Annotated in this window: 26 protein-coding genes; 10 read left to right on the top strand and 16 right to left on the bottom strand. The window is 67.4% G+C overall.

Annotated elements, in window-relative coordinates:
- The first annotated feature begins 14 nt into the window (after positions 1–14).
- The 3 genes from RV045_RS00120 (at position 15) to RV045_RS00130 (ending at position 4,321) form a co-directional block, all read left to right on the top strand.
- A complete protein-coding gene (locus tag RV045_RS00120; RefSeq protein ID WP_423233721.1) occupies positions 15–2,036 on the top strand; it encodes a bifunctional 3-phosphoshikimate 1-carboxyvinyltransferase/cytidylate kinase in 2,022 nt (673 codons plus the stop codon).
- 149 nt (positions 2,037–2,185) lie between these two features.
- Positions 2,186–3,895: a 30S ribosomal protein S1 gene (rpsA, locus tag RV045_RS00125; RefSeq protein ID WP_423233722.1), complete on the top strand. Its 1,710-nt coding sequence runs from the start codon at positions 2,186–2,188 to the stop codon at positions 3,893–3,895.
- A 132-nt stretch (positions 3,896–4,027) separates the two neighbouring features.
- Entirely contained in the window at positions 4,028–4,321 is a 294-nt protein-coding gene (locus RV045_RS00130) for an integration host factor subunit beta (RefSeq protein ID WP_423233723.1), read from the top strand.
- Between the two features lie 9 nt (positions 4,322–4,330).
- Here RV045_RS00130 and RV045_RS00135 read toward each other — a convergent pair whose 3' ends face one another.
- Positions 4,331–4,885, bottom strand: coding sequence for a GNAT family N-acetyltransferase (locus RV045_RS00135; RefSeq protein ID WP_423233724.1), 555 nt, complete (start codon positions 4,883–4,885; stop codon positions 4,331–4,333).
- Positions 4,886–5,064: 179 nt separating this feature from the next.
- Between RV045_RS00135 and rpsP the strand changes: the two genes are divergently transcribed.
- Genes rpsP through trmD form a run of 3 tightly spaced genes read left to right on the top strand, consistent with a single transcriptional unit; the run spans position 5,065 to position 6,766 of the window.
- The gene (gene rpsP / locus RV045_RS00140) at positions 5,065–5,319 is read left to right on the top strand and encodes a 30S ribosomal protein S16 (RefSeq protein WP_423233725.1); all 255 of its coding nucleotides are present in this window, start codon (positions 5,065–5,067) and stop codon (positions 5,317–5,319) included.
- On the top strand, positions 5,319–5,936 hold the full coding sequence (rimM, locus tag RV045_RS00145; protein WP_423233726.1) for a ribosome maturation factor RimM: 618 nt from the start codon (positions 5,319–5,321) through the stop codon (positions 5,934–5,936). Before rpsP ends, rimM begins: the two co-directional genes overlap by 1 nt.
- 23 nt (positions 5,937–5,959) lie before the next feature.
- A complete protein-coding gene (gene trmD, locus RV045_RS00150; protein WP_423233727.1) occupies positions 5,960–6,766 on the top strand; it encodes a tRNA (guanosine(37)-N1)-methyltransferase TrmD in 807 nt (268 codons plus the stop codon).
- On the opposite strand, the gene RV045_RS00155 is transcribed toward trmD, so the two are convergent.
- The 12 genes from RV045_RS00155 to recA form a co-directional block, all read right to left on the bottom strand.
- A complete protein-coding gene (locus tag RV045_RS00155) occupies positions 6,763–7,251 on the bottom strand; it encodes a pilin (protein ID WP_423233728.1) in 489 nt (162 codons plus the stop codon). The genes trmD and RV045_RS00155 overlap by 4 nt on opposite strands.
- 72 nt (positions 7,252–7,323) lie before the next feature.
- Positions 7,324–7,776 carry a pilin gene (locus RV045_RS00160; RefSeq protein WP_423233729.1) on the bottom strand — a complete coding sequence of 151 codons (453 nt, stop codon included), beginning with the start codon at positions 7,774–7,776 and terminating at the stop codon, positions 7,324–7,326.
- A gap of 187 nt (positions 7,777–7,963) precedes the next feature.
- On the bottom strand, positions 7,964–8,452 hold the full coding sequence (locus tag RV045_RS00165; RefSeq protein WP_423233730.1) for a pilin: 489 nt from the start codon (positions 8,450–8,452) through the stop codon (positions 7,964–7,966).
- A gap of 110 nt (positions 8,453–8,562) precedes the next feature.
- Positions 8,563–9,474: an MBL fold metallo-hydrolase gene (locus RV045_RS00170; RefSeq protein WP_423233731.1), complete on the bottom strand. Its 912-nt coding sequence runs from the start codon at positions 9,472–9,474 to the stop codon at positions 8,563–8,565.
- A 59-nt stretch (positions 9,475–9,533) separates the two neighbouring features.
- The gene (locus tag RV045_RS00175) at positions 9,534–11,750 is read right to left on the bottom strand and encodes a CHASE2 domain-containing protein (protein WP_423233732.1); all 2,217 of its coding nucleotides are present in this window, start codon (positions 11,748–11,750) and stop codon (positions 9,534–9,536) included.
- Between the two features lie 13 nt (positions 11,751–11,763).
- Positions 11,764–12,483, bottom strand: a complete 720-nt coding sequence (locus RV045_RS00180; RefSeq protein ID WP_423233733.1) for an FHA domain-containing protein — start codon at positions 12,481–12,483, stop codon at positions 11,764–11,766.
- A 54-nt stretch (positions 12,484–12,537) separates the two neighbouring features.
- Complete coding sequence (locus tag RV045_RS00185) at positions 12,538–13,377, bottom strand: PP2C family protein-serine/threonine phosphatase (RefSeq protein ID WP_423233734.1); 840 nt, start codon at positions 13,375–13,377, stop codon at positions 12,538–12,540.
- The gene (locus tag RV045_RS00190; protein ID WP_423233735.1) at positions 13,374–14,372 is read right to left on the bottom strand and encodes a serine/threonine-protein kinase; all 999 of its coding nucleotides are present in this window, start codon (positions 14,370–14,372) and stop codon (positions 13,374–13,376) included. The genes RV045_RS00185 and RV045_RS00190 overlap by 4 nt, the downstream gene beginning before the upstream one ends.
- A gap of 6 nt (positions 14,373–14,378) precedes the next feature.
- Positions 14,379–15,272 (bottom strand): succinate--CoA ligase subunit alpha, encoded by an 894-nt coding sequence (gene sucD / locus RV045_RS00195; protein ID WP_423233736.1) that lies wholly within the window; start codon positions 15,270–15,272, stop codon positions 14,379–14,381.
- Positions 15,273–15,299: 27 nt separating this feature from the next.
- Positions 15,300–16,460 (bottom strand): ADP-forming succinate--CoA ligase subunit beta, encoded by a 1,161-nt coding sequence (gene sucC / locus RV045_RS00200; protein ID WP_423233737.1) that lies wholly within the window; start codon positions 16,458–16,460, stop codon positions 15,300–15,302.
- A 101-nt stretch (positions 16,461–16,561) separates the two neighbouring features.
- A complete protein-coding gene (locus tag RV045_RS00205; RefSeq protein WP_423233738.1) occupies positions 16,562–17,107 on the bottom strand; it encodes a regulatory protein RecX in 546 nt (181 codons plus the stop codon).
- 14 nt (positions 17,108–17,121) lie between these two features.
- Positions 17,122–18,171 carry a recombinase RecA gene (gene recA, locus RV045_RS00210; RefSeq protein ID WP_423233739.1) on the bottom strand — a complete coding sequence of 350 codons (1,050 nt, stop codon included), beginning with the start codon at positions 18,169–18,171 and terminating at the stop codon, positions 17,122–17,124.
- 164 nt (positions 18,172–18,335) lie between these two features.
- On the opposite strand from recA, the gene RV045_RS00215 reads away from it, so the two are divergent.
- Both RV045_RS00215 and RV045_RS00220 read left to right on the top strand, forming a co-directional pair.
- Positions 18,336–19,025, top strand: a complete 690-nt coding sequence (locus tag RV045_RS00215) for a response regulator (protein ID WP_423233740.1) — start codon at positions 18,336–18,338, stop codon at positions 19,023–19,025.
- On the top strand, positions 19,026–20,606 hold the full coding sequence (locus RV045_RS00220; protein WP_423233741.1) for a sensor histidine kinase: 1,581 nt from the start codon (positions 19,026–19,028) through the stop codon (positions 20,604–20,606).
- On the opposite strand, the gene RV045_RS00225 is transcribed toward RV045_RS00220, so the two are convergent.
- From RV045_RS00225 to gspF, 3 genes are read right to left on the bottom strand one after another with little or no spacing between them, the layout of a single operon-like run.
- Positions 20,545–20,988 (bottom strand): acyl-CoA thioesterase, encoded by a 444-nt coding sequence (locus tag RV045_RS00225; RefSeq protein WP_423233742.1) that lies wholly within the window; start codon positions 20,986–20,988, stop codon positions 20,545–20,547. The genes RV045_RS00220 and RV045_RS00225 overlap by 62 nt on opposite strands.
- A gap of 3 nt (positions 20,989–20,991) precedes the next feature.
- Complete coding sequence (locus RV045_RS00230) at positions 20,992–21,930, bottom strand: 5'-nucleotidase (RefSeq protein ID WP_423233743.1); 939 nt, start codon at positions 21,928–21,930, stop codon at positions 20,992–20,994.
- A gap of 12 nt (positions 21,931–21,942) precedes the next feature.
- Positions 21,943–23,151 (bottom strand): type II secretion system inner membrane protein GspF, encoded by a 1,209-nt coding sequence (gene gspF, locus RV045_RS00235; protein WP_423233744.1) that lies wholly within the window; start codon positions 23,149–23,151, stop codon positions 21,943–21,945.
- Between the two features lie 205 nt (positions 23,152–23,356).
- Here gspF and RV045_RS00240 point away from each other — a divergent pair, with 205 nt between their 5' ends.
- Together RV045_RS00240 and RV045_RS00245 are read left to right on the top strand one after the other, a co-directional pair.
- A complete protein-coding gene (locus tag RV045_RS00240; RefSeq protein WP_423233745.1) occupies positions 23,357–24,355 on the top strand; it encodes a BMP family lipoprotein in 999 nt (332 codons plus the stop codon).
- Positions 24,356–24,441: 86 nt separating this feature from the next.
- The gene (locus RV045_RS00245) at positions 24,442–26,019 is read left to right on the top strand and encodes an ABC transporter ATP-binding protein (protein ID WP_423233746.1); all 1,578 of its coding nucleotides are present in this window, start codon (positions 24,442–24,444) and stop codon (positions 26,017–26,019) included.
- Positions 26,020–26,043: the final 24 nt, after the last annotated feature.

Consider the following 26,043-nt stretch of genomic DNA (forward strand, 5'->3'; position numbering starts at 1 on the left):
CGGATCAAGCGGCCATGTACTCCATTCCTGCCCTGGAACTTCCTCCCCTGCTGTCGGCGGCGGGCACCGTGGTGCTGCCGGGCTCCAAAAGCATCTCCAACCGCATCCTGCTGCTGGCGGGGCTGTCGCAAGGCGAGACTGCGATCCGTGGCCTGCTCGATTCCGACGACACCCGTGTCATGCTGGCCGCACTGCAGCAGCTGGGCTGCGCCGTGGTGCAGGACGGCGACGTCTGCCGCGTCACGGGCCTGGGCGGCCCTGATGCCCGCGTGACACTGGCGGTGCCGCAGGCGCAGCTTTTTCTGGGCAATGCGGGCACGGCCATGCGGCCCTTGACTGCCGCGCTGGCGGTGCTGGCGGCGCAGCAGGGCGGCTGCTTCGAGCTGTCCGGCATTGCGCGCATGCACGAACGCCCGATTGGCGACCTGGTGGATGCCTTGCGCGAGCTGGGCTGCACCGTCACCTGCCTGGGGCAGGAGGGCTATCCGCCGCTGCGCGTGGCTGCTGCGGCCGGGCCTTTCCCGGCGCGGCGCCAGATTCGCGTGCGCGGCGATGTCTCCAGCCAGTTCCTGACCGCGCTGCTGCTGGCGCTGCCGCTGCTGACTGCCCAGGGCGACATGGTGATCGAGGTCGAGGGCGAGCTCATTTCCAAGCCTTACATCGACATCACCCTGGGGCTGCTCGCGCGCTTTGGCATCAGCGTGCAGCGCGAGGGCTGGTCGCGCTTCACGCTGCCGCAGGGCAGCCGCTACCAAAGCCCGGGCGAGATCTGGGTGGAAGGCGATGCGTCGTCGGCGTCCTATTTTGTGGCGCTGGGCGCCATCGCGGCCGTGGACGCGCCACTGCGCATCGAAGGCGTGGGCCTGGACGCCATTCAGGGCGACGTGCGCTTCATCGACGCCGCCCGCGCCATGGGCGCCGACGTGCAAGGCGAGGCCAACGCCCTGGTCGTGCGCCGGGGCGCCTGGCCGCTCAAGGCCGTGGACATGGACTGCAACCACATCCCCGACGCCGCCATGACGCTGGCGGTGATGGCGCTGTTCACCGATCCGGACGGCCCGGCGACGCGGCTGACGGGCATCGCCAGCTGGCGCGTCAAGGAAACCGACCGCATCGCGGCCATGGCCACCGAGCTGCGCAAGGTGGGCGCCCGCGTCACCGAAGGGCCGGATTTCATCGAGGTGTCCGCGCCGCTGCACGCGCCCGAATCCGGGCCGCTGCCGCGCATTCACACCTACGACGATCACCGCATGGCCATGTGCCTGTCGCTGGCCGCGCTGCAGGGTGACTCGCGCGGCGTGGTCATTGAGGATCCGCGCTGCGTGGGCAAGACCTTCCCGGATTATTTCGAGACCCTGTTCGCCTGCACGCGCCCAAGAGGCGCCGTGCCGGTGCTGGCGGTCGATGGCCCGGTGGCCTCGGGAAAGGGCACGCTGGCGGCGCAGCTAGCCCAAGGGCTGGGCTACCGCCTGCTCGATTCCGGCGCGCTCTACCGCATGACGGCCTGGGCGGCCCTGCAGCGCGGCGTCGCGCTGGACGACGAGGCCGCGCTGGTGGCGATGCTGGCCGGGCTGGATGTCGCGTTCGAGCCACAGGGTGTGCGCGTGAACGGCGTTTCGGTGGGCGATGAGCTGCGCAGCGAGGCGGTCGGCAACGCCGCCTCTAAAGTAGCCGTGCTGCCCGGCGTGCGCCATGCCCTCGACGGCCTGCAGCACAGCCTGCGCGCGCTACCGGGCCTGGTCGCCGATGGCCGCGACATGGGCACGGTGGTTTTCCCGGACGCGCGCCTGAAGATTTTTCTGACCGCCAGCGCCGAATCTCGCGCCGGGCGCCGTCATGCGCAATTGCTGCAGCGGGGAATCTCGTCTAGAATCAACGACCTTTTGGCAGACCTGCGCGAGCGTGATGCACGCGACACGCAGCGCGCCACTCACCCGCTGGTGCCCGCACAGGACGCCGTGCTGCTGGACAACTCGGATCTGACCATCGCCCAGACCGTTGACCAGGTGCTGCAGGTGTGGTGGTCCCGGGCCTGATCTTCAGTGATCGTCAGGCATCGCCTGTCAAAAGCGCAGTTTCCCGATTTTCTGCAGTGAACCGGGGCGGTGGGCACCGCCCTTTTTTCTGTTCAACCCGCAACGTGCGCGACAGCGCCCTGCCCACGTCTGCATATCCAAGTATCAACATGTCTGAATCCATGGCATCTTTTGGCGGCGAATCGTTTGCCGCCCTCTTTGAGGAATCCCTGCAACGCAGCGAAATGCGCGCAGGCGAGGTCATCACCGCCGAGGTGGTCCGCATCGAGCACAGCTACGTGGTGGTCAACGCCGGCCTCAAGAGCGAAGCCTACGTGCCCATCGACGAATTCAAGAACGACCAGGGCGAGATCGAAGTCCACATCGGCGACTTCGTGGCCGTGGCCATCGACGCCGTGGAAAACGGTTACGGCGACACCATCCTGTCGCGCGACAAGGCCAAGCGCCTGGCCTCGTGGCTGGCGCTGGAAACCGCTCTGGAATCGGGCGACTTCGTCACCGGCACCGTGTCGGGCAAGGTCAAGGGCGGCCTGACGGTGCTGGTCAATGGCATCCGCGCCTTCCTGCCGGGTTCGCTGCTGGACACGCGCCCTGTCAAGGACATGACGCCTTTCGAAGGCAAGACGCTGGAATTCAAGGTCATCAAGCTGGACCGCAAGCGCAACAACGTGGTGCTGAGCCGCCGCGCCGTGGTCGAAGCCTCCATGGGCGAAGAGCGCGCCAAGCTGCTGGAAACCCTGCACGAAGGCGCCATCGTCGATGGCGTGGTCAAGAACATCACCGAATACGGGGCCTTCGTGGACCTGGGCGGCATCGATGGCCTGCTGCACATCACCGACATGGCCTGGCGCCGTGTGCGTCACCCGAGCGAAGTCGTTCAGGTCGGCCAGGAACTGCAGGCCAAAGTGCTCAAGTTTGACGCCGAGAAAAACCGCGTTTCGCTGGGCATCAAGCAGCTGGGTGAAGACCCGTGGCTGGGCGTGTCGCGCCGTTACCCCAACAGCACCCGCCTGTTCGGCAAGGTCAGCAACCTGACCGACTACGGTGCATTCGTAGAAATCGAGCCCGGCATCGAAGGTCTGGTGCACGTCTCCGAAATGGACTGGACCAACAAGAACGTGGCTCCGTCCAAGATGGTGTCCATGGGCGACGAGGTCGAAGTCATGGTCCTGGAGATCGACGAAGACAAGCGCCGCATCTCGCTGGGCATGAAGCAGTGCAAGGCCAACCCGTGGGAAGAATTCTCGACCACGGTCAAGCGCGGCGACAAGGTCAGCGGCCCGATCAAGTCCATCACCGATTTCGGCGTGTTCGTGGGCCTGGCCCAGGGCATCGATGGCCTGGTGCATCTGTCCGACCTGTCCTGGAACGAGCCGGGCGAAACCGCCGTGCGCAACTACAAGAAGGGCCAGGAAGTCGAAGCCCTGGTGCTGGCTGTGGACGTCGAGCGCGAGCGCATTTCCCTGGGCATCAAGCAGCTGGACGCCGATCCCTTCACCAGCTACACCTCGGTCAATGACCGCGGCATGGTGGTGAGCGGCAAGGTCATCAGCGTTGATGCGCGCGGTGCCGAAGTCGAACTGGCCACCGAAGTGCTGGGCTATGTGCGTGTGAGCGAAATCAGCCGCGACCGCGTCGAAGACGCCAGCCACGTGCTGAAGGTGGGCGACGAGATCACCGCCGTCATCACCGCGATCGACCGCAAGACGCGCAACATCCAGCTGTCGATCAAGGCCAAGGACCAGGTCGACCAGCAGGAAGCCATGCAGCGCCTGTCGCAGTCGAGCGAGCGTGAAAACGCGGGCACGACCAGCCTGGGTGCGCTGCTGCGCGCCAAGATGGGTGGCAGCGACGAGTGATCGCTCCAGCGAAGGGGCGGCTTCGGCGGCCCCTTTGCGCTGCTCTCCCAGCCACCGGGTCCGGCTCTGCCAGACCGGTGGCTTTTTTGATCGCCGCCCGAAGCGCGCGCCTGTGACACCAAGGATCCCGCCATGACCCGTTCCGATCTGGTGAGCGCCCTGCTCAAGCGCTTTCCGCAACTCACCCTCAAAGACACCGAGCTGGTGGTCAAGACGCTGCTGGAGGCCATGTCCGGCGCTCTGGCCAAAGGCCATCGCATCGAGATTCGCGGCTTCGGCAGTTTCGCCGTCAGCCGCCGCCCGCCGCGCGTGGGGCGCAACCCGCGCAATGGCGACGAGGTGCTCATCCCCGAAAAGCGCGTGCCGCACTTCAAGCCCGGCAAAGCCCTGCGCGAGGCCGTGGACCAGGGCTCTCCCGCCGCCTGACTGGCCTCTTTATCTGTCCGGCGCGCGGCCGTCTGCCGCAGCGGGCTGGGCCGACGTGCTGTCGCCCGCCCCCAGCGCTTTCTGCCAGATGACCAGATCCAGCCAGCGCCCGAACTTCCACCCGGCCGACGCCACAAGCCCTGCGCGCACGAAACCGGCGCGCTCGTGCAGACGGATCGAGCCCAGGTTGGCGCTGTCCCCGATCATGGCGACCATCTGGCGCGATCCGGCCTGAGTGCAGCGCGCCATCAGCTCGGCCAGAAGCGCCGAACCCACGCCTTGGCCCTGGGCCTGTGGCGCGATGTAAACCGAATCTTCCACGCAGTAGCGAAAGGCCTGGCGCGGGCGAAGCCAGCCCGCATAGGCGTATCCCAGAATCTGGTGGGCCTCGTCCCGCGCCACCAGCCAGGGCAGTCCCAGTGCAGCCACGCCGTCAAAGCGCTGGCGCATCTCAGGCACGGTGGGCGCGACGGTTTCGAAAGTGCCGGTGCCGTGATCGACCGCGTGGGCGTAAATCGCCTGGACGGCGGGCAGGTCGGCAGGGGTGCAGGGTCGGATCAGCATGAATGTCGCCAATTTCTGACAGATGAGGGCGGGTACGGTGCCCGCAGCAGCGGTGGGCCGCTTATAATAGCCGGTTCATTCAAAGTTCCGGCTGATGTTCAGGCTGGAACGCTACAGATCAGACTCCGGCCGTACCGCGCTTTCTCAAGCGGTCCGGCCCAACATTCAGGAAGATGGGCATGGTTGTCATTCGTTTGTCGCGCGGCGGTTCCAAAAAGCGTCCTTTCCACAATATTGTCGTGGCCAACTCGCAAAACCGCCGTGACGGCCGTTTCATCGAGCGCCTGGGCTTTTACAACCCCGTGGCCTCGGGCCAGGCGGAAACCCTGCGCATTGCGCTGGACCGCGTCAACTACTGGGTGAGCGTGGGCGCGCAGCTGTCCCCCGCCTGCGCCCGTCTGGTTGGCGAAGCCAAGAAGACGGCCACCGCCTGATGGCCGTGGCGGGTTTGCCGTCCGGGCTGCTGCCCCTTGATGCGCAGACCCCGTGGCCGGACGATGCGGTTGAGGTCGCCTGCATCACAGGCGCCTGGGGCGTCAAAGGCGGCATCCGGATCAAACCGTGGTCATCTGACCCGCAGGCTTTGCTGGGGGCCAGACGATGGTACTTGCAGGCGCCTGAAGCTGTGCTGCGCCAGCCGCAGGCTGCGGGCGGCGCCGCAAAAATCGCCATCTCCTACCCCTGCCGCGTGCAGGTCGCCCAGGTCAAGCCCCAGGGCGAAGGCATGGTTGCGACACTGCGCGAAGTGGCCGACCGCGCCATTGCCGAAGCCCTGCGTGGGGCGCGGATTTTTGTCTCACGCGCGCAATTCCCCAGCGGCGATCCCGACGAGTATTACTGGGTCGACCTGATCGGTCTGGAGGTTCTCAACCAGGATGGTCAGCGCCTGGGCACCGTGCACGATCTCATGAGCACCGGCCCGTCCAGCGTGCTTGAGGTGCATGGTGACGCCCGCCAGCACCTGATTCCTTTTGTCGCGCAGTATGTGCTGGCCGTCGATGTGGCGGGCGGGCAGATTCGTGTGGACTGGCCCGAGGATTTCAGCGATTGAACCCGCCGGATCCGGTCTCTTCGATGAATCAGCAGGACTCAGACGGCGCGCGCGTGCAGCGCGTTGATCTTATTACCCTGTTTCCCGAACTTTTTCCGTCCCTGATGGCTGTGGGTGTGACGCGCCGCGCCTATGCCCTGCATGGGGCCAGCCCGGATGCTGCTGCGGCACTCAGTGCAGCAGCGGCCTGGCCGGCGGGCGGCGCGGATGCGGCGCTGCAGGTTCATCTGTGGGCGCTGCGCGATTTTGCGCAAGGCACTTACCGCCGTGTGGACGACCGCCCCTTTGGTGGTGGCCCCGGCATGGTGATGATGGCCGAGCCGCTGGAGCGCGCCCTGGCCGCGCTGCCGCCAGACGGCGCGCAGAGCCCGCGCTGCGTCATCCACTTCAGCCCCAGTGGCCAGCCGCTCACGCAGCTGCTGGTGCAGCGCCTGGAGCGCATCCCCCGCCTCGTCGTGCTGTGCGGCCGCTACGAAGGCATAGACCAGCGCGTGCTGGATCGGCATGTCGATCTGGAAATCAGCTTGGGGGATTTCGTGCTGTCGGGCGGCGAACTGCCCGCGCTGGCGCTGCTGGACGCCATGGCGCGCCTCAAGCCCGGCGTGCTGAACACGGCGCAATCCCACGAGCAGGACAGCTTCTCCGACGGCCTGCTGGAAGGCCCGTGCTACACCCGCCCCGAGCGCCTGCCGCCCGAGCTGGGTGGCCTGGCTGTGCCCGACGTGCTGCTGAGCGGCGACCACGCCAGGATCGAGCGCTGGCGCCGCGAACAGAGCCTGGCCAAAACCGCGCGGATCAGGCCAGATCTGCTGGCTGATCCCAAGCCTTAAGGCGTTTTGGCTGCCGTGCGGCAGTTGGCGGGCAAATACTTGGGATCAAGGGTGCCGCCGCAGGTCCAGACAACATTTTGACTTGATACGCTGGGCTGGCTCAGATCGAAACTGGGTACCAGTGCCAGTGTGTTCTTGCCGATCGGAGCGACGGCCTCCGTGAAGGTGACTGTGATGGTGCCATTGGTGGCGCTGGCCACATTGGCAATGTTTTTTGTGGGCTTGACGATTTGGATGCCCAAGTTAATGCCGCAGAGGGTGGCATCCGGGTTGTAGCCCAGACATTCCATGTTCTGAGGGCCACGCGAGGTAAAAGTCTCCATGATTGCCGTTTTATAACCTTGGGCCAGACTTAGGCCTTCCGTCACTTTGGAGCGCGTTGTGTAGTCCAGAAAAGCTGGGGTGGCAATAGAAGCAAGCACACCAATGACGGCGACCACGATCATCAGCTCGATCAACGTGAAGCCACTATTTTTTCTCTTCATGATGGGCACTCCGCAGCAGGAAGCAAAAAGCGCCCGAAGGCGCTTTCTGGATTGAATCAGGCATCAGCGAGATTAGGTACCACGGCACTCGGCCGGCAGTACGCTCTGCGGAAGGGCGTTAGTGCCGCTGCTAGCACCAGCACGGCATTTCCAAGCGATGGAACCGGTGCTTGTAGTGACGTCAGGCGTCAGCGTCAGTGTGGCATCGGTGGCCACCTTGTCATTGAACGTCACCGTGATCACGCCGTTGGCACCCACTCCAACACTCTTGACGGCCGTGCCGACAATCTTGTTGGCTTCAGGCAGACCAACGTCAGAGTTGCTTGTGGGCAGCTTGTTGTTCGAGGTGTAGTACTCGGTCACACCTGTTTTAGCCGCACTGGCCAAGGTCAGGCCTTCTGAAACGCGGGCGCGTTTGGTGTAATCCTGGTAAGCCGGCAGCGCAACGGCTGCGAGGATACCGATGATGGCCACCACGATCATCAGTTCGATCAGGGTGAAGCCTTGCTGGGCACGTTTTTTCATGGAGAACTCCTGGAGGGTTAAAGGATGACTTCCTCTAAGCAGGTTCCGTGCCAGGTGTTTGAGTTGAGCCTGCTGGCTGCGCAAGGCTTGTGCGTGACAAAGTGCAGGTTTGTACGGCGTAGCGGGCGACACTTTTTGCGCAGCCCTCGGCTGGCGGGCGGCAAAAAGTGTCAACTGACAAAAAACGTCAGCCTGTTGCTGTGCCTGCCGTCTTGCACTCGCTGGGCAGATACTGGGGTTTGACGCCCTTGTCGGTTGCCGGAGCGCAGGCCCATTGCAGCGAGCCGTCTTTGTCCTGCGGGGTGAGGGTCAGCAGGTTGTGTGTGGCGTCATCGACTTTCGTGGAGAAAGTCACGGTGATGACGCCGTCAGCACCGACCTGCACGTTGTCCACGCTCTTGCCTTTGATGGTGGCGGGCAGACCGGCTTTGTCATTGGCGGTGGGCCAGGCGCCGTTGTTGGCGTAATACTCGGTGACGGCGGTCTTGGCCCCGCTGGCCAGCGTCAGGCCCTCGGTAACGCGGCTGCGTTTGGCGTAATCCTGGTAGGCGGGCAGGGCGACGGCGGCCAGGATGCCGATGATGGCCACGGCCACCATCAGTTCGACCAGGGTGAAGCCGTGCGGGCGCACTGTGGTGCGGTGGGCGGTACGTTGCGGGATGCGGCGAGGGGTCATGATGTGCTCCAGTGGGGGTGTAAAGGCACATCCAATCTAGTCGCACGCGGCGCGGGTGTCTGTCCCCTCGCGGGGGGTGTCGGTCGCTGGGCTCGCGCCGTTTTACGCCATCACACTGCGCACCGCAGCGCCTGCTCTGGCAGCGCGAAAATGGCTGGGCGCTCCCAATTCAGCTGCTGACCCTGCTGCAGCGGCTGCAGGCGATGGTGACCGCCTTGGCAAGGAGCAAACAGGGGGGCCTCGCTGGAGCGCAGACCTGCTTGCGGGCTGTTGTGCTGGCCCATCTGCTGGCAGGCAAGGCCCAGGCTGCGCAGCACGGCGGCGTGTTCGCCCGGTTTGATGTGGGTCAGGTGCACGGTGGTGGGCTGGCGCAGCTCGCCCAAACCCGCCAGCAGCGTGGCGGGGCAGTGGTGGCCGCTGATGCGGGCCAGCAGGGCGTCGTCGTCGGAGAAGGCGGTTTCGGCGATCAGTGCGGCCACATCCAGCTCGTTGAGGCGCTGCCACAGCGCCGGACAGGGGCCGGTGTCGCCGGTGTAGGCCCAGACGCGGCCGGGCTCGTCCGCCGGGGAGACGGCATAGCCGACGGCAGGCACACTGTGCTCGGCGGGAAGGGCTTCGATCCGGCGGTCACCCAGGGCGATGATGTCGCCGGTCTGCAGGGGCTCGAAGGCCAGCGTGGGCTGGCGCGGCGAGGGCAGGGCGCTGAAATCGGGCCAGATCACGCCGTTGAAAACGTGGCGGCGCAGGGCGTCCAGCGTTTCGGGCAGGGCGTGCACACGCACCGGCGGGCGCGATGCGCGCTGGCGCAGCCGCATCACCGTGTCGGCCAGAAAGCCGATGGACACCACGTGATCCAGGTGTGAATGCGTGATGAAAATATGGTCAATGCGCGCCATTTCGTCCACCGTCAGGCCGCCCACGCCCGTTCCGGCATCGATGAGGATGTCGTCGTCGAGCAGGAAGGTGCTGGTGTGGCTGCCGGAGGCGATGGAGCCCGAGCAGCCCAGGACGCGAAGTTGCATGGTGAATCTGGGGCTGGCGAAACGCGATGATGCGCGCCCCGCCGGACAGGGGCAAGGGATTAATCCCCTGCTGTGTGGGAAATAGCACCAGCCGGTGTGCTGTTGTGCACGCAAACCGGATCCCGTAAAACGGGTGTCAGCACCGCCACCTTCTGCTGGCGGCCCTTGACCTGGACTTCGGCGACGGCTTGCCAGTGCCACTCGGGGCCAGGCGGCGTGACGGGCCGTCCGCGTCCTTTGCCGGGTGCAGGCGCGGGGTGTTTCTGCCAGGGCGTGCAGGCCAGTTGCGTGGCGGCGCTGGCCAGCACGGCCACACCAAACTGGCGCGTCAGCGCCTCCAGCCGCGCGGCCACGTTGACCGCATCGCCGATCACGGTGTAGGTGCGGCGCACGTCCGAGCCCATGTCGCCGACGCAGACCATGCCCGTGTTCAGCCCCACGCCCATGCCCACGCCGGGCAGCCCGCGCTGGGCCAGATCCTGGTTGAGCTCGGCCAGCGCCGTCTGCATGGCCAGCGCGCAGCGCACGGCGCGCCAGGCGTGGTCGGGCTGGGCCACCGGCGCGCCCCAGAAGGCCATGATGGCGTCGCCGATGTACTTGTCCACCGTGCCCTGGTGACGGTGGACGACGGCGCTCATGCGCGACAGGAAGAGGTTGATGATGTCGCGCAGCGCGCTCGGGTCCAGCCCCTCGGCCAGCGCGGTGAAGCCGCGCAGGTCGCAGAACATCACCGTCAGCTCCCGGTTTTCGGCCTGCAGGCTGTAGCGGCCGGGGTGGCGCGCCATCTGGCGCACCAGTTCGGGTGGCACGTAGCTGCCAAAGAGGCGGACCAGATCGCGTTTCTGGCGCGTCTGCGTCACATAGCCCCAGCTGGTGGCGCCGATATAAAGCAGGGCGGCCAGCATCAGCGGCGCAGCCATGGGCAGCGCCCAGTGCTCGCTGCGGTACAGCCACAGATTGAGCGCGACCAGACAGGACGTGCATCCCAGCAGCGACATCACGCCCGACCACGGTCCCAGCCAGAGCACCGCGCTGCCCACCCACAGCCCGACGACAATGAGCGAGAGAATCTCGTAGCCGCTGGCCCAGTCCGGCCGCCAGGGCAGATCGCCGTCGATCAGGCCGCTGAGCACGTGGGCGTGCACCTCGACACCGGGCAGTGCCGGGGCGATGGGCGTGGCGCGCAGATCGGCCAGCGCAGGCGCCGAGCTGCCCACCAGCACCAGCCGCCCCTGCAGACGCGCGCGCAGCGCCGCCACCTGCGCGGGCGCCAGCTCGCCCTGGCGGGCCTGCCACAGGGTGGCGGCGCTGATGCGGTCGAAGGCCGATGGCGGGCCAGGGCTGTCCTCCGAGGCGGGCCGTGCGCTGCGCCAGGGCACCAGCACATCACCCATGCGGCCCAGGCCCATCGTCCGCGCCGCCTGGCCCGGCGGTGTGAGCGTCAGGCCCAGCAGCAGGCGCTGGCCGCTGTCGCTGCGGCTGGCGGGCAGCCACTGCGGCTGCACCTGCATTCCGCTGTGCGGCAGCAGGTACAGCGACAGCGCCAGCGAGCCATAAAACTGCCCGTCCAGCGGCGTCACCAGCGGCACGCGGCGCACCACGCCATCGCGGTCGGGCAGGGCGTTGATGAAGCCGCCGCGCACCCCGGCGTACGCGCGGGTGCTGGCGCCGTAACCTGTCCAGGGCGAGATCAGCCCTGGCGCAGGGAACAGCGGCGGCGGCAGGTGGCCGTTGCGCTGGCCCAGCCGGTCCGAGGTCAGGTAGTAGCCCAGCACCACCGGCTGCTGCGCCAGCCAGGCGCCCAGGGCCGGGTCGGGCTGGGTGAGGCTCTGCCAGTCGCGGGTGTAGCGGTTCAGGGCCGGGTGCTGCTGGGTCAGGCGCTGCCAGGCCTGCAGCGGCACGGTCTGCTCGGGTTCGGCCAGGACCAGATCGAAGGCGACGGCGCGGGCGCCCAGGGTGGTTGTCAGTTCGCGTGTCAGCCCGGCCAGCGTCTCGCGCGGCCAGGGCCAGCGGCCCAGACGCTGCAGGCTGGCTTCGTCGATGTCAACGATCACAATGGGCGCGCTGCTGGGGCGGCGCAGCGCCAGCGAGCGCACGTCCTGCAGCCACCACTCGACGCGTTCGACCGGCGCCAGGCGCAGCACGCCCACGGCGTGAAAGGTGCCTAAGGTGACCAGAAACCCCAGCGCCAGCCCGACCAGCCAGCGCAGCGGCAGCCGCCACAGGGCCTCGCGCCAGCCCAGCCAGCGCTCCCGGCTTGCGGCCCGCGCGCTCACGGCCGCCGGGCGGTCAGGGGATGAGGATTTCGATGCGCGTCCCGGCGATGTCCAGCACCTCGCCGCTGGTCAGGGCGCGGCGGGTGTCGTCGATCTGGACTTCCACGCCGTCCGCGCTGCGCACAATCGCGGCGACCTGCACGCCGGGCTTGCCCAGCGTGGTGCGTGCCTTGGCCAGCGGCATGATTTTGCCTTCGGCCTTGCCCGACAGCACGTGCAGGCGGCAGACCAGCAGGCCCTCGCTGTCGCGTTGCGGCGCCGGGACGGGCGCTGCTGCCACCGGCGGTTGGGCCAGATCGGCCAGCGCGGCACCGACCATCGTGGGCTCGGACGTCGGGTCTGGGGTGTCGCCCATCACCGATTCGCGGGCCTGTGGTGCGCTGGACAGGTCAGCAATGGTGCCAAAAGCGGGCAGCGCCGGAGCGGCGAGGGGCTCGGTGGCGCGGGCGAACTGCAGGCGGTAGCGGCCGATTTCGATCACGTCGTCCGGGCCCAGCATCTGGCGCTTGACGGGCTTGCGGTTGACGTAAGTGCCGTTGGTGCTGTTGAGGTCTTCCAGGAAAACGTTGTCGCCGATGCGCTGCAGCACGGCGTGCTCGCCGCTTACGGCGAGGTTGTCGATGACGACGTCGTTGTAAGGGCGGCGCCCCAGGGTGGTGCGGTCTTTGGACAGATCGACTTCACGGACCACCTGTCCGTCCAGCGACAAAATCAGTTTCAGCGGGCTGCTCATAGGCCGGTTCCAGTCAGAAAGGCGCGCAACCGATCGCGCGCGGATTGGGCGCCATTATCGGCCAGAAAGCCCCGGAGGCGTCCGCAAAGAGCCGACGCGCACGGTCAGCACGGTGACATTGTCGCGTCCGCCGTGTTCATTCGCGGCCCGGACCAGGGCTTCGGCCAGGGCCTGCGGAGCACTGAGGCCGGCGCACAGCCGGGCGATGCCCGCGTCGTCCAGGGCGTCGGTCAGGCCGTCGCTGCACATCAGGAAAAGATCGCCGGACACAACGGGCAGCACGCGCGTCTCCGGGCCAAACGCGCCCTCGATGCCCAGGGCGCGGGTCAGCACATTGCGCGCCGCCGGATGGCCGAACAGACTCTGCGCGGGCAGCCCGGCGTCGATCTGCTCCTGCAGCACGGTGTGGTCGCGGGTGATCTGCAGCAGCTCGCCGGCCCGCCAGCAGTAAATGCGCGAATCGCCCACATGGCAGACAAAAGCACGGTCGCGTCGCAGCCACAGCCCGGCCAGGGTCGTGCCCATGCCGTGCAGCGCCGGATCCCGGCGCGCCTGCTGCATCACCTGGTGGTGCGCCTGCCATTGCGCGTCGTGCAGAGCCTGCTGCACGGCGGCCAGGCTGCTGTCGCTGTCCGCCGAAGTAGCGCGGCCCAGCGCCGAAAGAATCTGCGTGCAGGCACAGTTCACCGCCATGCGGCTGGCGACTTCGCCCCCGCTGTAACCGCCCATGCCGTCGGCCAGAAAGGCCAGATCGGCCTCGTGTTCGATGCGCACAGCGTCTTCGTTGTTGCGGCGCACCAGACCCACGTCGGTGGCGGCGCCCCAAAGCAGATCGAAATCGCAGGGGGCGGCCAGCCAGCCGCCACTGGGGTCGGGCGCAGGGGGCGTGTTCATGCGCGCAGGCCGCTGCGGGCCAGCAGAGCGCGGGCAGCGCGGGCGCTGGCCGGACGCTGCTGCGGGTCGGTCGCGCACAGGGGCTGCAGGAAGGTATTCCAGGCCGGGGCGCTGCCGTCGGCGCGGTCGGGCACGGCGGGGACCGGCCCTTTGAGGATCAGGCGCATCAGCTCGCCCAGCGAGGGCGCGTCAAACGCCGGGCGGCCGGTCAGCAGCTCGGTCAGCACCACACCCAGGGCATACAGATCGCCGCGCGCGTCGCAGGGCTGGCCCATGAGCTGCTCGGGAGCCATGTAGGCGGGCGAGCCCAGCATCATGCCGCTGCGCGTCTGGCTGTCCTGCAGCCAGCGCGCCACACCGAAATCGGTCAGCGTGACCTGGCTGCTGGCCTCGTCGTAGAGGATGTTGTCGGGTTTGAGATCGCGGTGGACGATGCCCTGTTCGTGGGCGTAAGCCAGCGCGTCCAGGATCTGGTCGGCGATGCCCGCCAGCGCCGGGCTGCTCAGGCGCTGGCTGCCGCACCAGGCGCGCAGGCTCTGGCCCCGCAGCAGATCCATCACCAGATGGACACGGCCACCCCGCTGGCCGCTGCGCCGCGCGCGCACGATGTGGGGGTGCTGCAGGCGCTCCAGCGTCTGGACTTCCTGCAGAAAGCGCGGCAGATCGCCGCTGTCTTCCAGCCGGGCGCGGCCCTGGCCGTCGAGTGCGGTGGCAAAGACCTTGACCGCCACGGTGTCGCCGCTGGCGTGGTCGAGGGCGCGATAGACGGTGGCGCTGCTGCCCCGGCCCAGAACGTCCTGCAGGGTCAGGCCCAGCAGGACGGGAGGGCTTGCAGCGCCAGCAGACGCATCTGTAGCTGCCTCACCCGAGTCCGCTTCCGGTCCGGTTTCAGGCGCTGACAAAGACGCCGCCTCGGGCGGGCGGCGTCCGCGCTGGAACAGCGCCCAGGCCGCGCCCAGCGCCAGACCCAGAAGCACCCATGCCAGCGTGGTCACATCCGGTCAGAGCAGGGCTTTGAGCAGCTTGCCCATTTCGGACGGGTTGCGCGTCACGGTGAAGCCACACTCTTCCATGATGGCGAGTTTGGCATCGGCCGTGTCGGCACCGCCCGAGATCAGCGCGCCGGCGTGGCCCATGCGCTTGCCCGGAGGCGCCGTGACGCCCGCGATGAAGCCGACCACCGGCTTTTTCATGTGATCCTTGACCCAGCGTGCCGCTTCGGCCTCGTCCGGACCGCCGATTTCGCCGATCATGATGACGGCGTCGGTTTCGGGATCGTCGTTGAAAGCGCGCATCACGTCGATGTGCTTGAGCCCGTTGATGGGGTCGCCCCCAATGCCGACGGCAGACGACTGGCCCAGGCCAATTTCGGTCAGCTGCGCCACGGCTTCATAGGTCAGCGTGCCCGAGCGGGATACCACGCCGATGCGGCCCTTGCGGTGAATGTGGCCGGGCATGATGCCGATCTTGATTTCTTCCGGCGTGATCAGGCCGGGGCAGTTGGGGCCCAGCAGCAGGGTTTTCTTGCCGCCAGCAGCCTCTTTGGCCTTCATTTTGTTGCGCACTTCCAGCATGTCGCGCACGGGAATGCCTTCGGTGATGCAGATGACCAGGTCCAGATCGGCTTCAACGGCTTCCCAGATCGCGGCGGCGGCACCGGCGGGCGGCACATAGATCACCGACACCGTGGCGCCCTGCTGCTGCGCGGCTTCCTTGACGGTGGCGTAGATGGGGATGTCCGAGAACTTCTCGCCCGCCTTCTTGGGGTTCACGCCCGCGACGAAGCAGTTTTTACCGTTGGCGTAAGCCTGGCAGCCCAGGGTGTGGAACTGGCCGGTCTTGCCGGTGATGCCCTGGGTGATGACCCGGGTGTCCTTGTTGATGTAGATGCTCATGTTCGTGTTCCTTGGCTCTGGGCGGGCTTACTTGACGGCGGCGACGATTTTCGTCGCGGCTTCGGCCATGGTGTCGGCGGAGATGATGGGCAGGCCGGATTCGGCCAGCATCTTCTTGCCCAGATCCTCGTTGGTGCCCTTCATGCGCACGACCAGTGGCACGCTCAGGTTGACCGCCTTGCACGCGGCGATCACGCCTTCGGCGATGGTGTCGCACTTCATGATGCCGCCGAAGATGTTGACCAGAATGCCCTTGACCTCGGGGTTCTTGAGCATGATCTTGAAGGCTTCGGTGACCTTTTCGGCCGTAGCGCCACCGCCCACGTCCAGGAAGTTGGCCGGTTCGCCGCCGAACAGCTTGATGGTGTCCATGGTGGCCATGGCCAGGCCCGCGCCGTTGACCAGGCAGCCGATGTTGCCGTCCAGGCTGATGTAGGCCAGGTCAAACTTGCTGGCTTCGATTTCGGCCGGATCTTCTTCGTCGAGGTCGCGGTATTCCAGGATCTCGGGGTGGCGGAAGAGGGCGTTGCTGTCGAAGTTGAACTTGGCGTCCAGCGCGATCAGGGTGCCCTTGCTGTCGCAGTTCAGCGGGTTGATTTCCACCAGCGACGCGTCGGTCTCCATGTAGCAGCGGTACAGGTTCTGGAACAGCGTCACCGCCTGCGCGATCGACACATCGCCCAGGCCGATGGCGCGGGCGATTTTCTCGGCCTGCGCAGCGCCCAGACCCGTCAGCGGGTCGATGATCTCGGTGATGATCTTGTCGGGCGTGCTGTGCGCGACTTCTTCGATGTCCATGCCGCCTTCAGACGATGCGATGAACGCCACCTTCTGCGACGCGCGGTCGGTGACCAGCGAGACGTAATATTCTTTCTTGATGTCCGCGCCTTCCTCGATGTAGAGGCGGCGGACTTTCTGGCCTTCGGGGCCGGTCTGGTGCGTCTTGAGCTGCATGCCCAGGATCTGGCCGGACAGTGCCTTGACGTCGTCCAGCGACTTGGCGACCTTGACGCCGCCGCCCTTGCCGCGACCTCCGGCGTGAATCTGGGCTTTCACCACCCAGACCGCGCCACCCAGCTTCTGAGCGGCTTCTTCAGCCTCCTGGACGTTGAACGCCGGGTAGCCGCGAGGCACAGGCACGTTGAACTGGCGCAGGAGCTCCTTGCCTTGATATTCATGAATTTTCATGGGAGGTCTGAGGGTTGGAAGTCAATGACGGCGACAAATGTAACACGCTGGGTCCGCCCAACCTGAGCGTAACTTGACACCCGGCCCCCGGCAAAGTGGCTTCAGGCCTCGTCCTGCGGCGGCTCCCAGCCGGCCCAGAGCTGGCGCACGGTGTCCATCCCGAAGCCGCGCGAGAGCAGGAAGCGCGACTGGCGGGCGCGTTCGCGCTCGTCCAGTGGCGGCTGGCCGTAGCGGCGCGACCACAGGGCGTGGGCGCGGGCGAGTTCGCTGTCCCTGAGCCGATCGCGCAGCGGCGCGTCCAGGCGCTGGCCGAGCTGCTGCAGTTCCTGCTCGATGCGGCGCAGGCCACGCCCGCCCTCGCGCTGGCGCACGCGGGATTCGACGGCGCGGGCCTCGTCCAGCCAGCCGCTGGCGGCCAGGCCATCGAGGACGCTGTCGACCAGCGCCGGGAAGGACGCCGGGGAGGTCGCCGGGGAGGGCGCCGCTTCGTCGCCGGGCGCCTCAGTCACCCCCAGCACTTCAGGCGGCTGGCGGCGCAGCCACTGCAGCAGTTTGCGCGACAGCTCGGTGCGGCCGTACTCGCGCCGCGACAGGCTGGCCAGCGCCCGCTGGCGCAGGGAGTGGGCCAGCCGTTCTGCCGCAGGCATGGGGGCTTTCGGGATCAGCCTTCGGCCGGAGCGGCGGCGGCCGGGGCAGCGCCTGCAGCAGCGGGCACGTTCAGTGCAGCGCGTACCTTGTTTTCGATCTCCAGCGCCAGCGCGGCGTTTTCGCGCAGGAACTCGCGGGCGTTGTCCTTGCCCTGGCCGATTTTCTCGCCGCCGTAGGCGTACCACGAGCCCGATTTCTCGACGATGTTCTGGGCCACGCCCATGTCGATGATCTCGCCCTCGCGGCTGGTGCCTTCGCCGTAAAGGATGTCAAATTCGGCCGTCTTGAAGGGGGGTGCGACCTTGTTCTTCACGACCTTGACCTTGGTTTCGCTGCCGATGACTTCCTCGCCGCGCTTGATGGCGCCGGTGCGGCGGATGTCCAGGCGCACCGAGGCGTAGAACTTCAGCGCATTGCCGCCGGTGGTGGTTTCGGGGCTGCCGAACATCACGCCGATTTTCATGCGGATCTGGTTGATGAAAATGACGGTGCACTTGGTTTTCTGGATGTTGGCGGTGAGCTTGCGCAGCGCCTGGCTCATCAGGCGGGCCTGCAGGCCGGGCAGCGAATCGCCCATATCGCCTTCCAGTTCGGCCTTGGGCGTCAGCGCCGCGACCGAATCGACGACGATCAGATCGACCGAGCCCGAGCGCACCAGCGCATCGACGATCTCCAGCGCCTGTTCGCCCGTGTCGGGCTGGCTGATGAGCAGATCGCTCAGCTGGATGCCCAGCTTCTGCGCGTACTGCACGTCCAGCGCGTGTTCGGCGTCGATGAAGGCGCACTGGCCGCCCAGCTTCTGCATCTGCGCGATGACCTGCAGCGTCAGCGTGGTCTTGCCCGACGATTCCGGGCCGTAGATTTCAACGACGCGCCCGCGCGGCAGGCCGCCGACGCCCAGCGCCACGTCCAGACCCAGTGAGCCGGTGGAGACCACCTGGATGTCCTCGATGGCCTCGCCCTCGGCCAGGCGCATGATCGTGCCTTTGCCGTACTGTTTTTCGATCTGGGCCAGAGCGGCCTGCAGGGCCTTGGCCCGGTCGTTGGTCAGGGTAGTGGACATGTTTTCCTTGTGCGCTGGCGGCAGGTCTGTGGGGTCTGAAAAAACGATGGGCCTGCGGGAAAGTCCCGAGACCTTTGGGGCGGCTGTGGCCCGATGACCCCGGATAATAACGCTTCAGTCCGGGGGCCACCACCGCACCCCCCGCAAGGAGGAGTATTGTTTCCATGCGTGTCCTGATTGCAGAAGATGACCAGGTTCTGGCCGATGGCCTGCTGCGCAGCCTGCGTCATGCGGGCTACGTGGTCGACCAGGTGGGGAACGGGCGTGACGCCGATGCGGCGCTGTCCACCCAGGAGTTCGACGTACTGATCCTGGACCTGGGCCTGCCCCGGCTGGATGGTTTTGAGGTGCTGCGCCGCCTGCGCGAGCGCCGCAGCAGCATGCCGGTGCTGATCCTGACGGCGGCCGACCACGTCGAGCAGCGCGTCAAGGGGCTGGACCTGGGCGCCGACGATTTCATGTCCAAGCCCTTTGATCTGGCCGAGCTGCTGGCCCGCGTGCGCGCCCTGACGCGCCGCGGCCTGGGATCGGCGTCGGCGGTGATCGAGCATGGGCCTTTGAGCTTCGATGCCTCGGGCCGGGTGGCCTACATGGACGGGCGCATGCTGGATCTGTCCGCACGCGAAATCACCCTGCTGGAGGTGCTGCTGCGCCGCGCCGGGCGCCTGGTCAGCAAGGACCAGCTGATCGACAAGCTGTGCGAGTGGGGCGACGAGGTCAGCAGCAACGCCATCGAGGTCTACATCCACCGCCTGCGCAAGAAGATCGAGCAGGGCCCGGTGCGCATCGCCACCGTGCGCGGCCTGGGCTACTGCCTGGAGAAAATCGCTCCGGCGGCCAGCCGGACGGCCTGAGTGGTCTGGCGCGCCTGGCTGCGCCGCCGCGAGGCCGCGCGCGCCAACCTGTCGCTGGCCGAGACGCTGCTGGAGTGGATGCTGCTGCCGCTTTTCCTGCTCTGGCTGTGCTCGATGGCGCTGGTCTGGCTGGTGTCGCAGCACATCACCAACCAGTATTTTGACGGCCAGCTGCGCGCCCAGACCGCCCACATTGGCGAGCAGCTGGTGCGCTGGGGCTGGTATTCGCCGCAGGCGCAGGCGGCGCTGGACAACCCCGGTTACTGGTGGGATGTCCACGCGCAGGACGGCCGCCTGCTGGCCGCTTCGGACGCCAGCACCCGCGATTTTCTCGCCCAGCTCTCCCTGCGGCCGTCTCCGGCCGGGCAGGTGGTGCTGGACACCTTGCCCAGCGCCAAAGGTGAGCGCCGGGTGGCGCGGCTGTGGCTGCGCGGCGTGCCCGGGCTGAATCACCCGGTGCTGCTGCGCAGCGCGCTGCTGACGCGCGACCAGTACACGCTGACGCAGGACATCCTGCGCGGCGTCATCCTGCCGCAGGCGGCGCTGTTTCCGCTGGCGCTGCTGCTGGTCTGGCTGGCGCTGACCCGCGCCATTGCGCCGCTGCACCATGTGCAGCAGCAGATTTTCCAGCGCGACAGCCACGATCTGAGCCCCATGGACGAGAGCCGCGCCCCCGAAGAGGTCGTGCCGCTGGTGCAGTCGATCAACGGGCTGCTGCAGCAGCTCAGCCGCTCGCTGGCCTCACAGAAGCACTTTCTGGCCGACGCCGCGCACCAGCTCAAGACGCCGCTGGCCGGGCTGCGCATGCAGGCCGAACTGGCGCAGCAGCAGATCGACGACGGCGCCACCGCACAGGCGCTGCGGCCCAGCCTGCAGCACATCGCCTATTCCAGCCAGAAGGCGGCCAATATGGTCAACCAGCTGCTGGCGCTGGCGCATGCCGAGGACAAGGCGCAGACGGTGGAGAAGCACCCGCTCGATCTGCTGGCCCTGGTCACCGGCGTGACGCAGGACAGCGTGCCGCGCGCCATGGCGCGGCGCATTGATCTGGGGCTGGAAACCGACATCGATCCGGACTGCGCCGCCGTCCTGCCTCAGCCCGAAGCGGCACCCGACAGCGGCCTGCCGCCCGACGTGACGGACGACGAGCTGGCCGAAATTGACGGCGGCGTGGCGCAGGCGCTGATCCTGCCCGGCCACGCCCTGCTGCTGGGCGAGCTGGTGCGCAATCTGGTCGACAACGCCATCAACTACACGCCGCAGGGCGGGGTGGTGACGGTGCGCGTGCAGGCCCGCGTGGGCTGCGCAGAAGTCATCGTCGAGGATTCGGGCCCGGGCGTTCCGGAGGCCGACCGCGAGCGCATTTTCGAGCCCTTCTACCGCTCGCTGGAAGTCAGCGCCGAGGGCAGCGGCCTGGGGCTGGCCATCGCCCGCGAGATCGCTGCCATGCACGATGCCACGCTGACACTGGCCCCAGACGGCGAGAACCCGCTGGGCGGGGCGCGCTTCGTGCTGGGCTTCAGTCTTCCCGATCAGGCACCGGGCGCGGCTGCCCTTTTTCGTCCAGCGCCACAAAGGTGAAGGTGGCTTCGGCGACCACGGTGAAGTGCGGATCGGAGGGGTTGCGCTCGGCGATCACCTCGATGTGCGTGGTCATGGACGTGCGCCCGATGCGGGTGATGCGGGCGTAAAAGCTCAGCAGGTCGCCGACCGAAACGGGCTTCTTGAACAGCACCTCGTTGACCGCCACGGTGGCCACGCGGCCGCGCGCACGGCGCACTGGCAGCACGCTGGCGGCCAGGTCGAGCTGGGCCAGCAGCCAGCCGCCGAACACGTCGCCCGCGCCGTTCAGATCGCGCGGCATGGGCATCAGGCGCATCACCAGGATGCGGTCCGCACCGGGGCCTGCGGGGCCAGAGGTGGCGGCGGGGAAAGGGTTGGCGGTCAGAAGGGCTTCGGTCATGGATCAATCCGGGTTGCTCACGCCCTGCAGCACATGGCCGACGGGGGCGTGCGAGCGGGCGCTGTCGATGTGGCCGCGCTGGTCGTCAAAGAAAAAATCGGGCTGGAAGCGGGCCAGGAAAGGCCCTTTGGGCAGGCCGGCCAGGAAGAAGGCTTCGTCCATCGCCAGCCCCCACTGCGTGAGGGTGTTGAGCGCACGCTCGTGCGCCGGAGCGCCCCGCGCCGTGACCAGCGCCATGCGCACGCGCAGCGGGCAATCCATCTGTCGCAGCGCGTGCAGTGCCTGCAGCAGCGGCTTCAGCGGCCCGTCGGCCAGCGGTACACCGGCCTTGCTGCGCTCGTTTTCGGTGAAGGCGCTCAGGCCACCTTCCTGGTAGATGCGTTCGGCCTCGTCGGAGAACAGCACCGCGTCGCCGTCGAAGGCGATGCGCAGCTCGTCCGCCGGGCTGGCAGTTTCGCGCGCGGCGTCGTTGAAGACGCGGGCGGCCGGAATGCCGGCCTGCAGCGCGGCACGCACATCGGCTTCCAGCGGCGAGAGAAACAGGTGCGCGCCCAGCGCTTCAAGATAGGGCCAGGGCGGCTGGCCGCGCGTGAACACGCCGCGCTCCAGCGGCAGGCCGCGCTGCTGCGCGCTGCGAAACACGCGCATCCCCGAGATCGGATCGTTGCGCGACACCACCACCACATCCACCCGAGGCGGCTGGCCGGGCGTGTTGAAGCGCATCAGCTTGCTGGCCAGCGCAAAGGCGGCGCCGGGCGGCACGCTGCTTTCCAGGCGCTGGCGCTGGAACTCCATGAAATGGTCTTCCCAAGGCGGCGGGCTGGGGAGGGCGGCGCGTTCGCGCTCGAACTGCTCGGTGTCGGCGTCGAAATCAAACAGCGCCCGCGACGACAGCGCCACCACCAGAGCCGGGCGCGGTTTGGGGCTGTGGGGGGTGCTCATGGCGCTCTCATGTCATTTGACCCAGGTGTTGAGCTGGATGATGGGCAGCAGCACCGCCAGCACGATCAGCATCACCACCCCGCCCATGACGACGATGAGCAGCGGCTCCAGCAGCGTGGCGATGCCCATGGCGCGGCGCTGCACCTCGCCCGAGAGCTGGCGCGCGGCGCGGGTCAGCATCTGCGGCAGCTGGCCGGTCTGCTCGCCCAGGCGGGCGAACATGGCGATCAGGCCGGGGAAGCGTTTTTTGGCCGCCAGCGCCGAGGCCAGCGGCGCGCCTTCGCGCACCTGCACCAGGGCGTCGAGCGCGTCCTCGCGCATGGCGCGGTTGGACAGCGTTTCGGCCGCCGACTGCAGCGCTTTCAGAATCGGCACGCCCGCGCTGGCCAGCATGGCCAGGGTGCCAGCAAAGCGCGCCGCGTTATAGCCGCGCGCCAGCCGACCGACGAGGGGCAGGTTGAGCAGCGCGGCGTCCACGCGCAGCGCAAAAGCCGGGGCGCGCAGCGCGCGAACGAACAGGAAAACGCCCAGCGCGATGGCGGCGGCGGCGTACAGGCCGTAGCTGCGCACGCCAGCGCTGATCGCCAGCATGGCGCGCGTCAGCAGCGGCAGCGTCTGTTTGGAGCTGGCAAACACGCTGGCCACCTGCGGCACCACATAGGTCACCAGGAACAGCACGATGACCACCGCAATCACCGACACGATGGCCGGATAGAGCGCCGCACCCAGCAGTTTGGACTGCAGCGCCTGGCGCTCTTCCAGGTCGTCGGCCAGGCGCTCCAGCACCGGGCCCAGCGCGCCGCTGTGCTCGCCCGCCGAAACGACCGAGCAGAAGACCGCGTCGAACTCGCGCGGCGCGTGCGCCAGGGCCTGCGCGAAGGGCGCGCCGCCGTTGACTTCGCTGCGCAGCTGCGCCATCAGTTCGCGCTGCGCGGGGGATTCGGCTTCGTCGCCCAACGCCGTCAGCGCGCGCTCCAGCGGCAGCCCGGCGCTGACCAGCCCGGCGAGCTGGCGCGTCCACACCGTGCGCGTGGCGGGCGTGAAGGCGCGCCGGGCCAGCAGGCTGGCGCGCGAGGCCTGGGTCGCGACCTCGGTCACCGACACCGGCATCAGGCCCTGGGTCTTGAGCCACGCCCGGGCGGCGCGCGGCGTATCGGCCTCGGTCAGGCCGGTGCGGCTGCGCCCGTCCTGGGTCAGGGCATCGTATTTGTAGGCTGGCATGGTTTTGATTATGCCGCCCCCGGCGCACGGTGCCCGGACGGGGGCGCTGCAGCTCTTAGACCCGGATGCTGAATCGTTTTGCTAAATCAATTCAGCGTGCAAAAGTCAAGAGAGGGTTTTCACCGTGCGCCGCGCCAGGATGACGCGTGCTAATCTTCTGCTCCCTTTGCAACTGGCTGGCAGCGTGTGCTGCGGAAAGCGAACCATGAAGACCGTTTATCAAGTCCTGACTTCGGCCGTCCTGCTGGCCTGCACCCAGGCTGCTCTGGCTGAACCCGCCATCGTCTACGACGCCGGCGGCAAGAACGACAAATCCTTCAACCAGGCGGCCGCCACGGGCGCAGAACAGTTCAAGAAGGCGGGCGGGGGCAACTACACCGAAATCACGCTGTCGGGCGAAGCCCAGCGCGAGCAGGCCCTGGAGCGCCTGGCCCAGCGCAAGAACAATCCGGTGATCACCATCGGTTTCATCGGCGAATCGGCCCTGAAAAAGGTCGCGCCCAAGTTCCCGAACACGCAGTTCGTCATCGTGGACTCGGTGGTGGACCAGCCCAATGTGAAATCCATCGTCTTCCGCGACAACGAAGGCTCTTTCCTGGTCGGCGCCGTGGCCGCGCTGAAATCGGCCACCGGCAAGGTCGGTTTCATTGGCGGCATGGACGTGCCGCTGATCCGCCGCTTCGCCTGCGGTTTCGCCCAGGGCGCCAAATACGCCAATCCCAAGGCCGAAGTCCTGCAGAACATGACGGGTACCACGCCCAGCGCCTGGAACGACCCGACCAAGGGCGGTGAGCTGGCCAAATCGCAGATGGACCGTGGCGTGGACGTGATTTTCGCGGCAGCGGGTGGCACCGGCGTGGGCGTTTACCAGGCGGCCAAGGACGCCAAGAAATTCGCCATCGGCGTGGACAGCAACCAGAACTACCTCTTCCCCGGCACCATGCTGACCTCGATGGTCAAGCGCGTGGACGTGGCGGTGAAGAACAGCTTCACCAACGACGGCAAGGGCAAGCCTTCGGGCGGCACGCAGGATCTGGGCCTGAAAGAGGGCGGCGTGGACTGGGCCCTCGACCAGTACAACCGCTCGCTGATCACCCCGGCCATTGAGGCCAAGGTCAAAGAGATCAAGGCCGACATCATCAGCGGCAAGATCAAGGTGCTGGATTACTACAAGGACGAAGACAAGGCCAAGTGCGGCGCTTGATCGCCTGACCCTTCGGTAAAGAGAAAAACCGGCGGCCCGGCAGCGGGTCCGCCGGTGTCCCCACTGGCGACGAGGAGAACTGAGCCATGGATGCGCCCAAACCCCCCGCGGTCGAGCTGCGGCAGATCACCAAGCGCTTCGGTTCGGTGCTGGCCAACGACGCGGTGGACCTGAGCGTTCCGGCGGGCAGCATCCAGGGCATCGTGGGCGAAAACGGGGCGGGCAAATCCACCCTGATGTCCATCCTGTACGGCTTTTACACGGCCGACAGCGGCGAGATTCTGCTGCACGGTCAGCCCGTGCGCATCCGCCAGAGCACCGACGCCATCGCCCAAGGCGTGGGCATGGTGCACCAGCACTTCATGCTGGTTGATACGCTGACCGGGCTGGACAACGTCATTCTGGGCGCCGAACAGCACTTCTTCCTGCGCAAGGCGCTGCCGCAGGCGCGCCGCCTGCTCGAAGAGATCATGGCGCGCTTTCACCTGTCGGTGCGGCTGGACACGCGGGTCGAGGACATGCCCGTGGGCGAGCAGCAGCGGCTGGAGATTCTCAAGGCGCTGTACCGCAAGGCGCGCGTGCTGATCCTGGACGAGCCCACTGGCGTGCTGACCCCGCAGGAAGCGCTGCAGCTGTTTGCCGTGCTACGCGAGCTGCGCGCGCAGGGCGTGACGGTGATCATCATCACGCACAAACTCAAAGAGATTCTGGACATCACCGACAACGTGACGGTGATGCGCGGCGGCCGTGTGGTCGCCCACCGGCCCACGCGCGAAACCAGCTTTGCCGAACTGGCCGAGCTCATGGTCGGGCGCAAGGCCAACCCGCACGACACGGCGCAGGCCGGTCGCGGTCCGTCCGCCAGCGGCCCGGTGCGCCTGAGCGTGCAGGGCCTGACCCTGAAGGACAACCGGGGCGTGACGCGCCTGCACGATCTGTCGTTTGATGTGCACGCGGGCGAGATCCTGGGCGTGGCCGGCGTGTCGGGCAACGGCCAGACCGAGCTGCTGGCCGCGCTGTCGGGTCTGGCGGTGCCGCAGGCCGGCACGCTGACGCTGACCCTGCCGCAGGCGGGCGGCGCCGGGACGCCCCAGCGCTACACGCCCGACCAGTGGGTCACGCCCACGCAGCTGCGCCGCATGGGCTGCGCGCACGTGCCGGAAGACCGCATTGCGCACGGCCTGGTCAAATCGTTTGCCATGCAGGAAACGGCGGTGCTGGGCTACCACGATGATGCCGAACTGGGCAGCGCCTGGCGTTTGTCTCCGGCGCGCATCCGCGAACGCACGATGGAGATCATCGGCCGCTTCGACGTGCGCCCCAGCGTGCCCGGCCTGCGCACCGCCGACATGTCGGGCGGCAACCAGCAGAAGCTGGTCATGGGCCGCGAAATGATGCGCGACCCCCACCTGCTGCTCATCGGCCAGCCCACGCGCGGCGTGGACATCGGCGCCATCGAGCTGATCTACGCCGAGCTGATGCGCGCCCGCAAGGCCGGTGCCGCCATCCTGCTGGTGTCGGTCGAGCTGGAAGAAATCTTCACCCTGTCGGACCGCATCCTGGTCATGAACGGGGGCCACATCACCGGCCTGCTGCGCACCGCCGAGACCGACATCGGTACCGTCGGCCAGCTGATGGCCGAGCAGCACAGCACGGCCGCCTGAGCGGTTTTCACCATGAGCAAGAAC

It is taken from the genome of Amphibiibacter pelophylacis (genome assembly GCF_037688875.1).
In the GTDB taxonomy this organism is placed as follows: Bacteria; Pseudomonadota; Gammaproteobacteria; order Burkholderiales; family Burkholderiaceae_C; genus Amphibiibacter; species Amphibiibacter pelophylacis.

What these genes read in the sequence shown, in the direction of transcription:
- RV045_RS00120 (WP_423233721.1), top strand. Translation starts at nt 15, where the DNA reads ATGTACTCCATTCCTGCCCTGGAACTTCCTCCCCTGCTGTCGGCGGCG.
- rpsA (WP_423233722.1), top strand. Translation starts at nt 2,186, where the DNA reads ATGTCTGAATCCATGGCATCTTTTGGCGGCGAATCGTTTGCCGCCCTC.
- RV045_RS00130 (WP_423233723.1), top strand. Translation starts at nt 4,028, where the DNA reads ATGACCCGTTCCGATCTGGTGAGCGCCCTGCTCAAGCGCTTTCCGCAA.
- RV045_RS00135 (WP_423233724.1), bottom strand. Translation starts at nt 4,885, where the DNA reads ATGCTGATCCGACCCTGCACCCCTGCCGACCTGCCCGCCGTCCAGGCG.
- rpsP (WP_423233725.1), top strand. Translation starts at nt 5,065, where the DNA reads ATGGTTGTCATTCGTTTGTCGCGCGGCGGTTCCAAAAAGCGTCCTTTC.
- rimM (WP_423233726.1), top strand. Translation starts at nt 5,319, where the DNA reads ATGGCCGTGGCGGGTTTGCCGTCCGGGCTGCTGCCCCTTGATGCGCAG.
- trmD (WP_423233727.1), top strand. Translation starts at nt 5,960, where the DNA reads ATGAATCAGCAGGACTCAGACGGCGCGCGCGTGCAGCGCGTTGATCTT.
- RV045_RS00155 (WP_423233728.1), bottom strand. Translation starts at nt 7,251, where the DNA reads ATGAAGAGAAAAAATAGTGGCTTCACGTTGATCGAGCTGATGATCGTG.
- RV045_RS00160 (WP_423233729.1), bottom strand. Translation starts at nt 7,776, where the DNA reads ATGAAAAAACGTGCCCAGCAAGGCTTCACCCTGATCGAACTGATGATC.
- RV045_RS00165 (WP_423233730.1), bottom strand. Translation starts at nt 8,452, where the DNA reads ATGACCCCTCGCCGCATCCCGCAACGTACCGCCCACCGCACCACAGTG.
- RV045_RS00170 (WP_423233731.1), bottom strand. Translation starts at nt 9,474, where the DNA reads ATGCAACTTCGCGTCCTGGGCTGCTCGGGCTCCATCGCCTCCGGCAGC.
- RV045_RS00180 (WP_423233733.1), bottom strand. Translation starts at nt 12,483, where the DNA reads ATGAGCAGCCCGCTGAAACTGATTTTGTCGCTGGACGGACAGGTGGTC.
- RV045_RS00185 (WP_423233734.1), bottom strand. Translation starts at nt 13,377, where the DNA reads ATGAACACGCCCCCTGCGCCCGACCCCAGTGGCGGCTGGCTGGCCGCC.
- sucD (WP_423233736.1), bottom strand. Translation starts at nt 15,272, where the DNA reads ATGAGCATCTACATCAACAAGGACACCCGGGTCATCACCCAGGGCATC.
- sucC (WP_423233737.1), bottom strand. Translation starts at nt 16,460, where the DNA reads ATGAAAATTCATGAATATCAAGGCAAGGAGCTCCTGCGCCAGTTCAAC.
- RV045_RS00205 (WP_423233738.1), bottom strand. Translation starts at nt 17,107, where the DNA reads ATGCCTGCGGCAGAACGGCTGGCCCACTCCCTGCGCCAGCGGGCGCTG.
- recA (WP_423233739.1), bottom strand. Translation starts at nt 18,171, where the DNA reads ATGTCCACTACCCTGACCAACGACCGGGCCAAGGCCCTGCAGGCCGCT.
- RV045_RS00215 (WP_423233740.1), top strand. Translation starts at nt 18,336, where the DNA reads ATGCGTGTCCTGATTGCAGAAGATGACCAGGTTCTGGCCGATGGCCTG.
- RV045_RS00225 (WP_423233742.1), bottom strand. Translation starts at nt 20,988, where the DNA reads ATGACCGAAGCCCTTCTGACCGCCAACCCTTTCCCCGCCGCCACCTCT.
- RV045_RS00230 (WP_423233743.1), bottom strand. Translation starts at nt 21,930, where the DNA reads ATGAGCACCCCCCACAGCCCCAAACCGCGCCCGGCTCTGGTGGTGGCG.
- gspF (WP_423233744.1), bottom strand. Translation starts at nt 23,151, where the DNA reads ATGCCAGCCTACAAATACGATGCCCTGACCCAGGACGGGCGCAGCCGC.
- RV045_RS00240 (WP_423233745.1), top strand. Translation starts at nt 23,357, where the DNA reads ATGAAGACCGTTTATCAAGTCCTGACTTCGGCCGTCCTGCTGGCCTGC.
- RV045_RS00245 (WP_423233746.1), top strand. Translation starts at nt 24,442, where the DNA reads ATGGATGCGCCCAAACCCCCCGCGGTCGAGCTGCGGCAGATCACCAAG.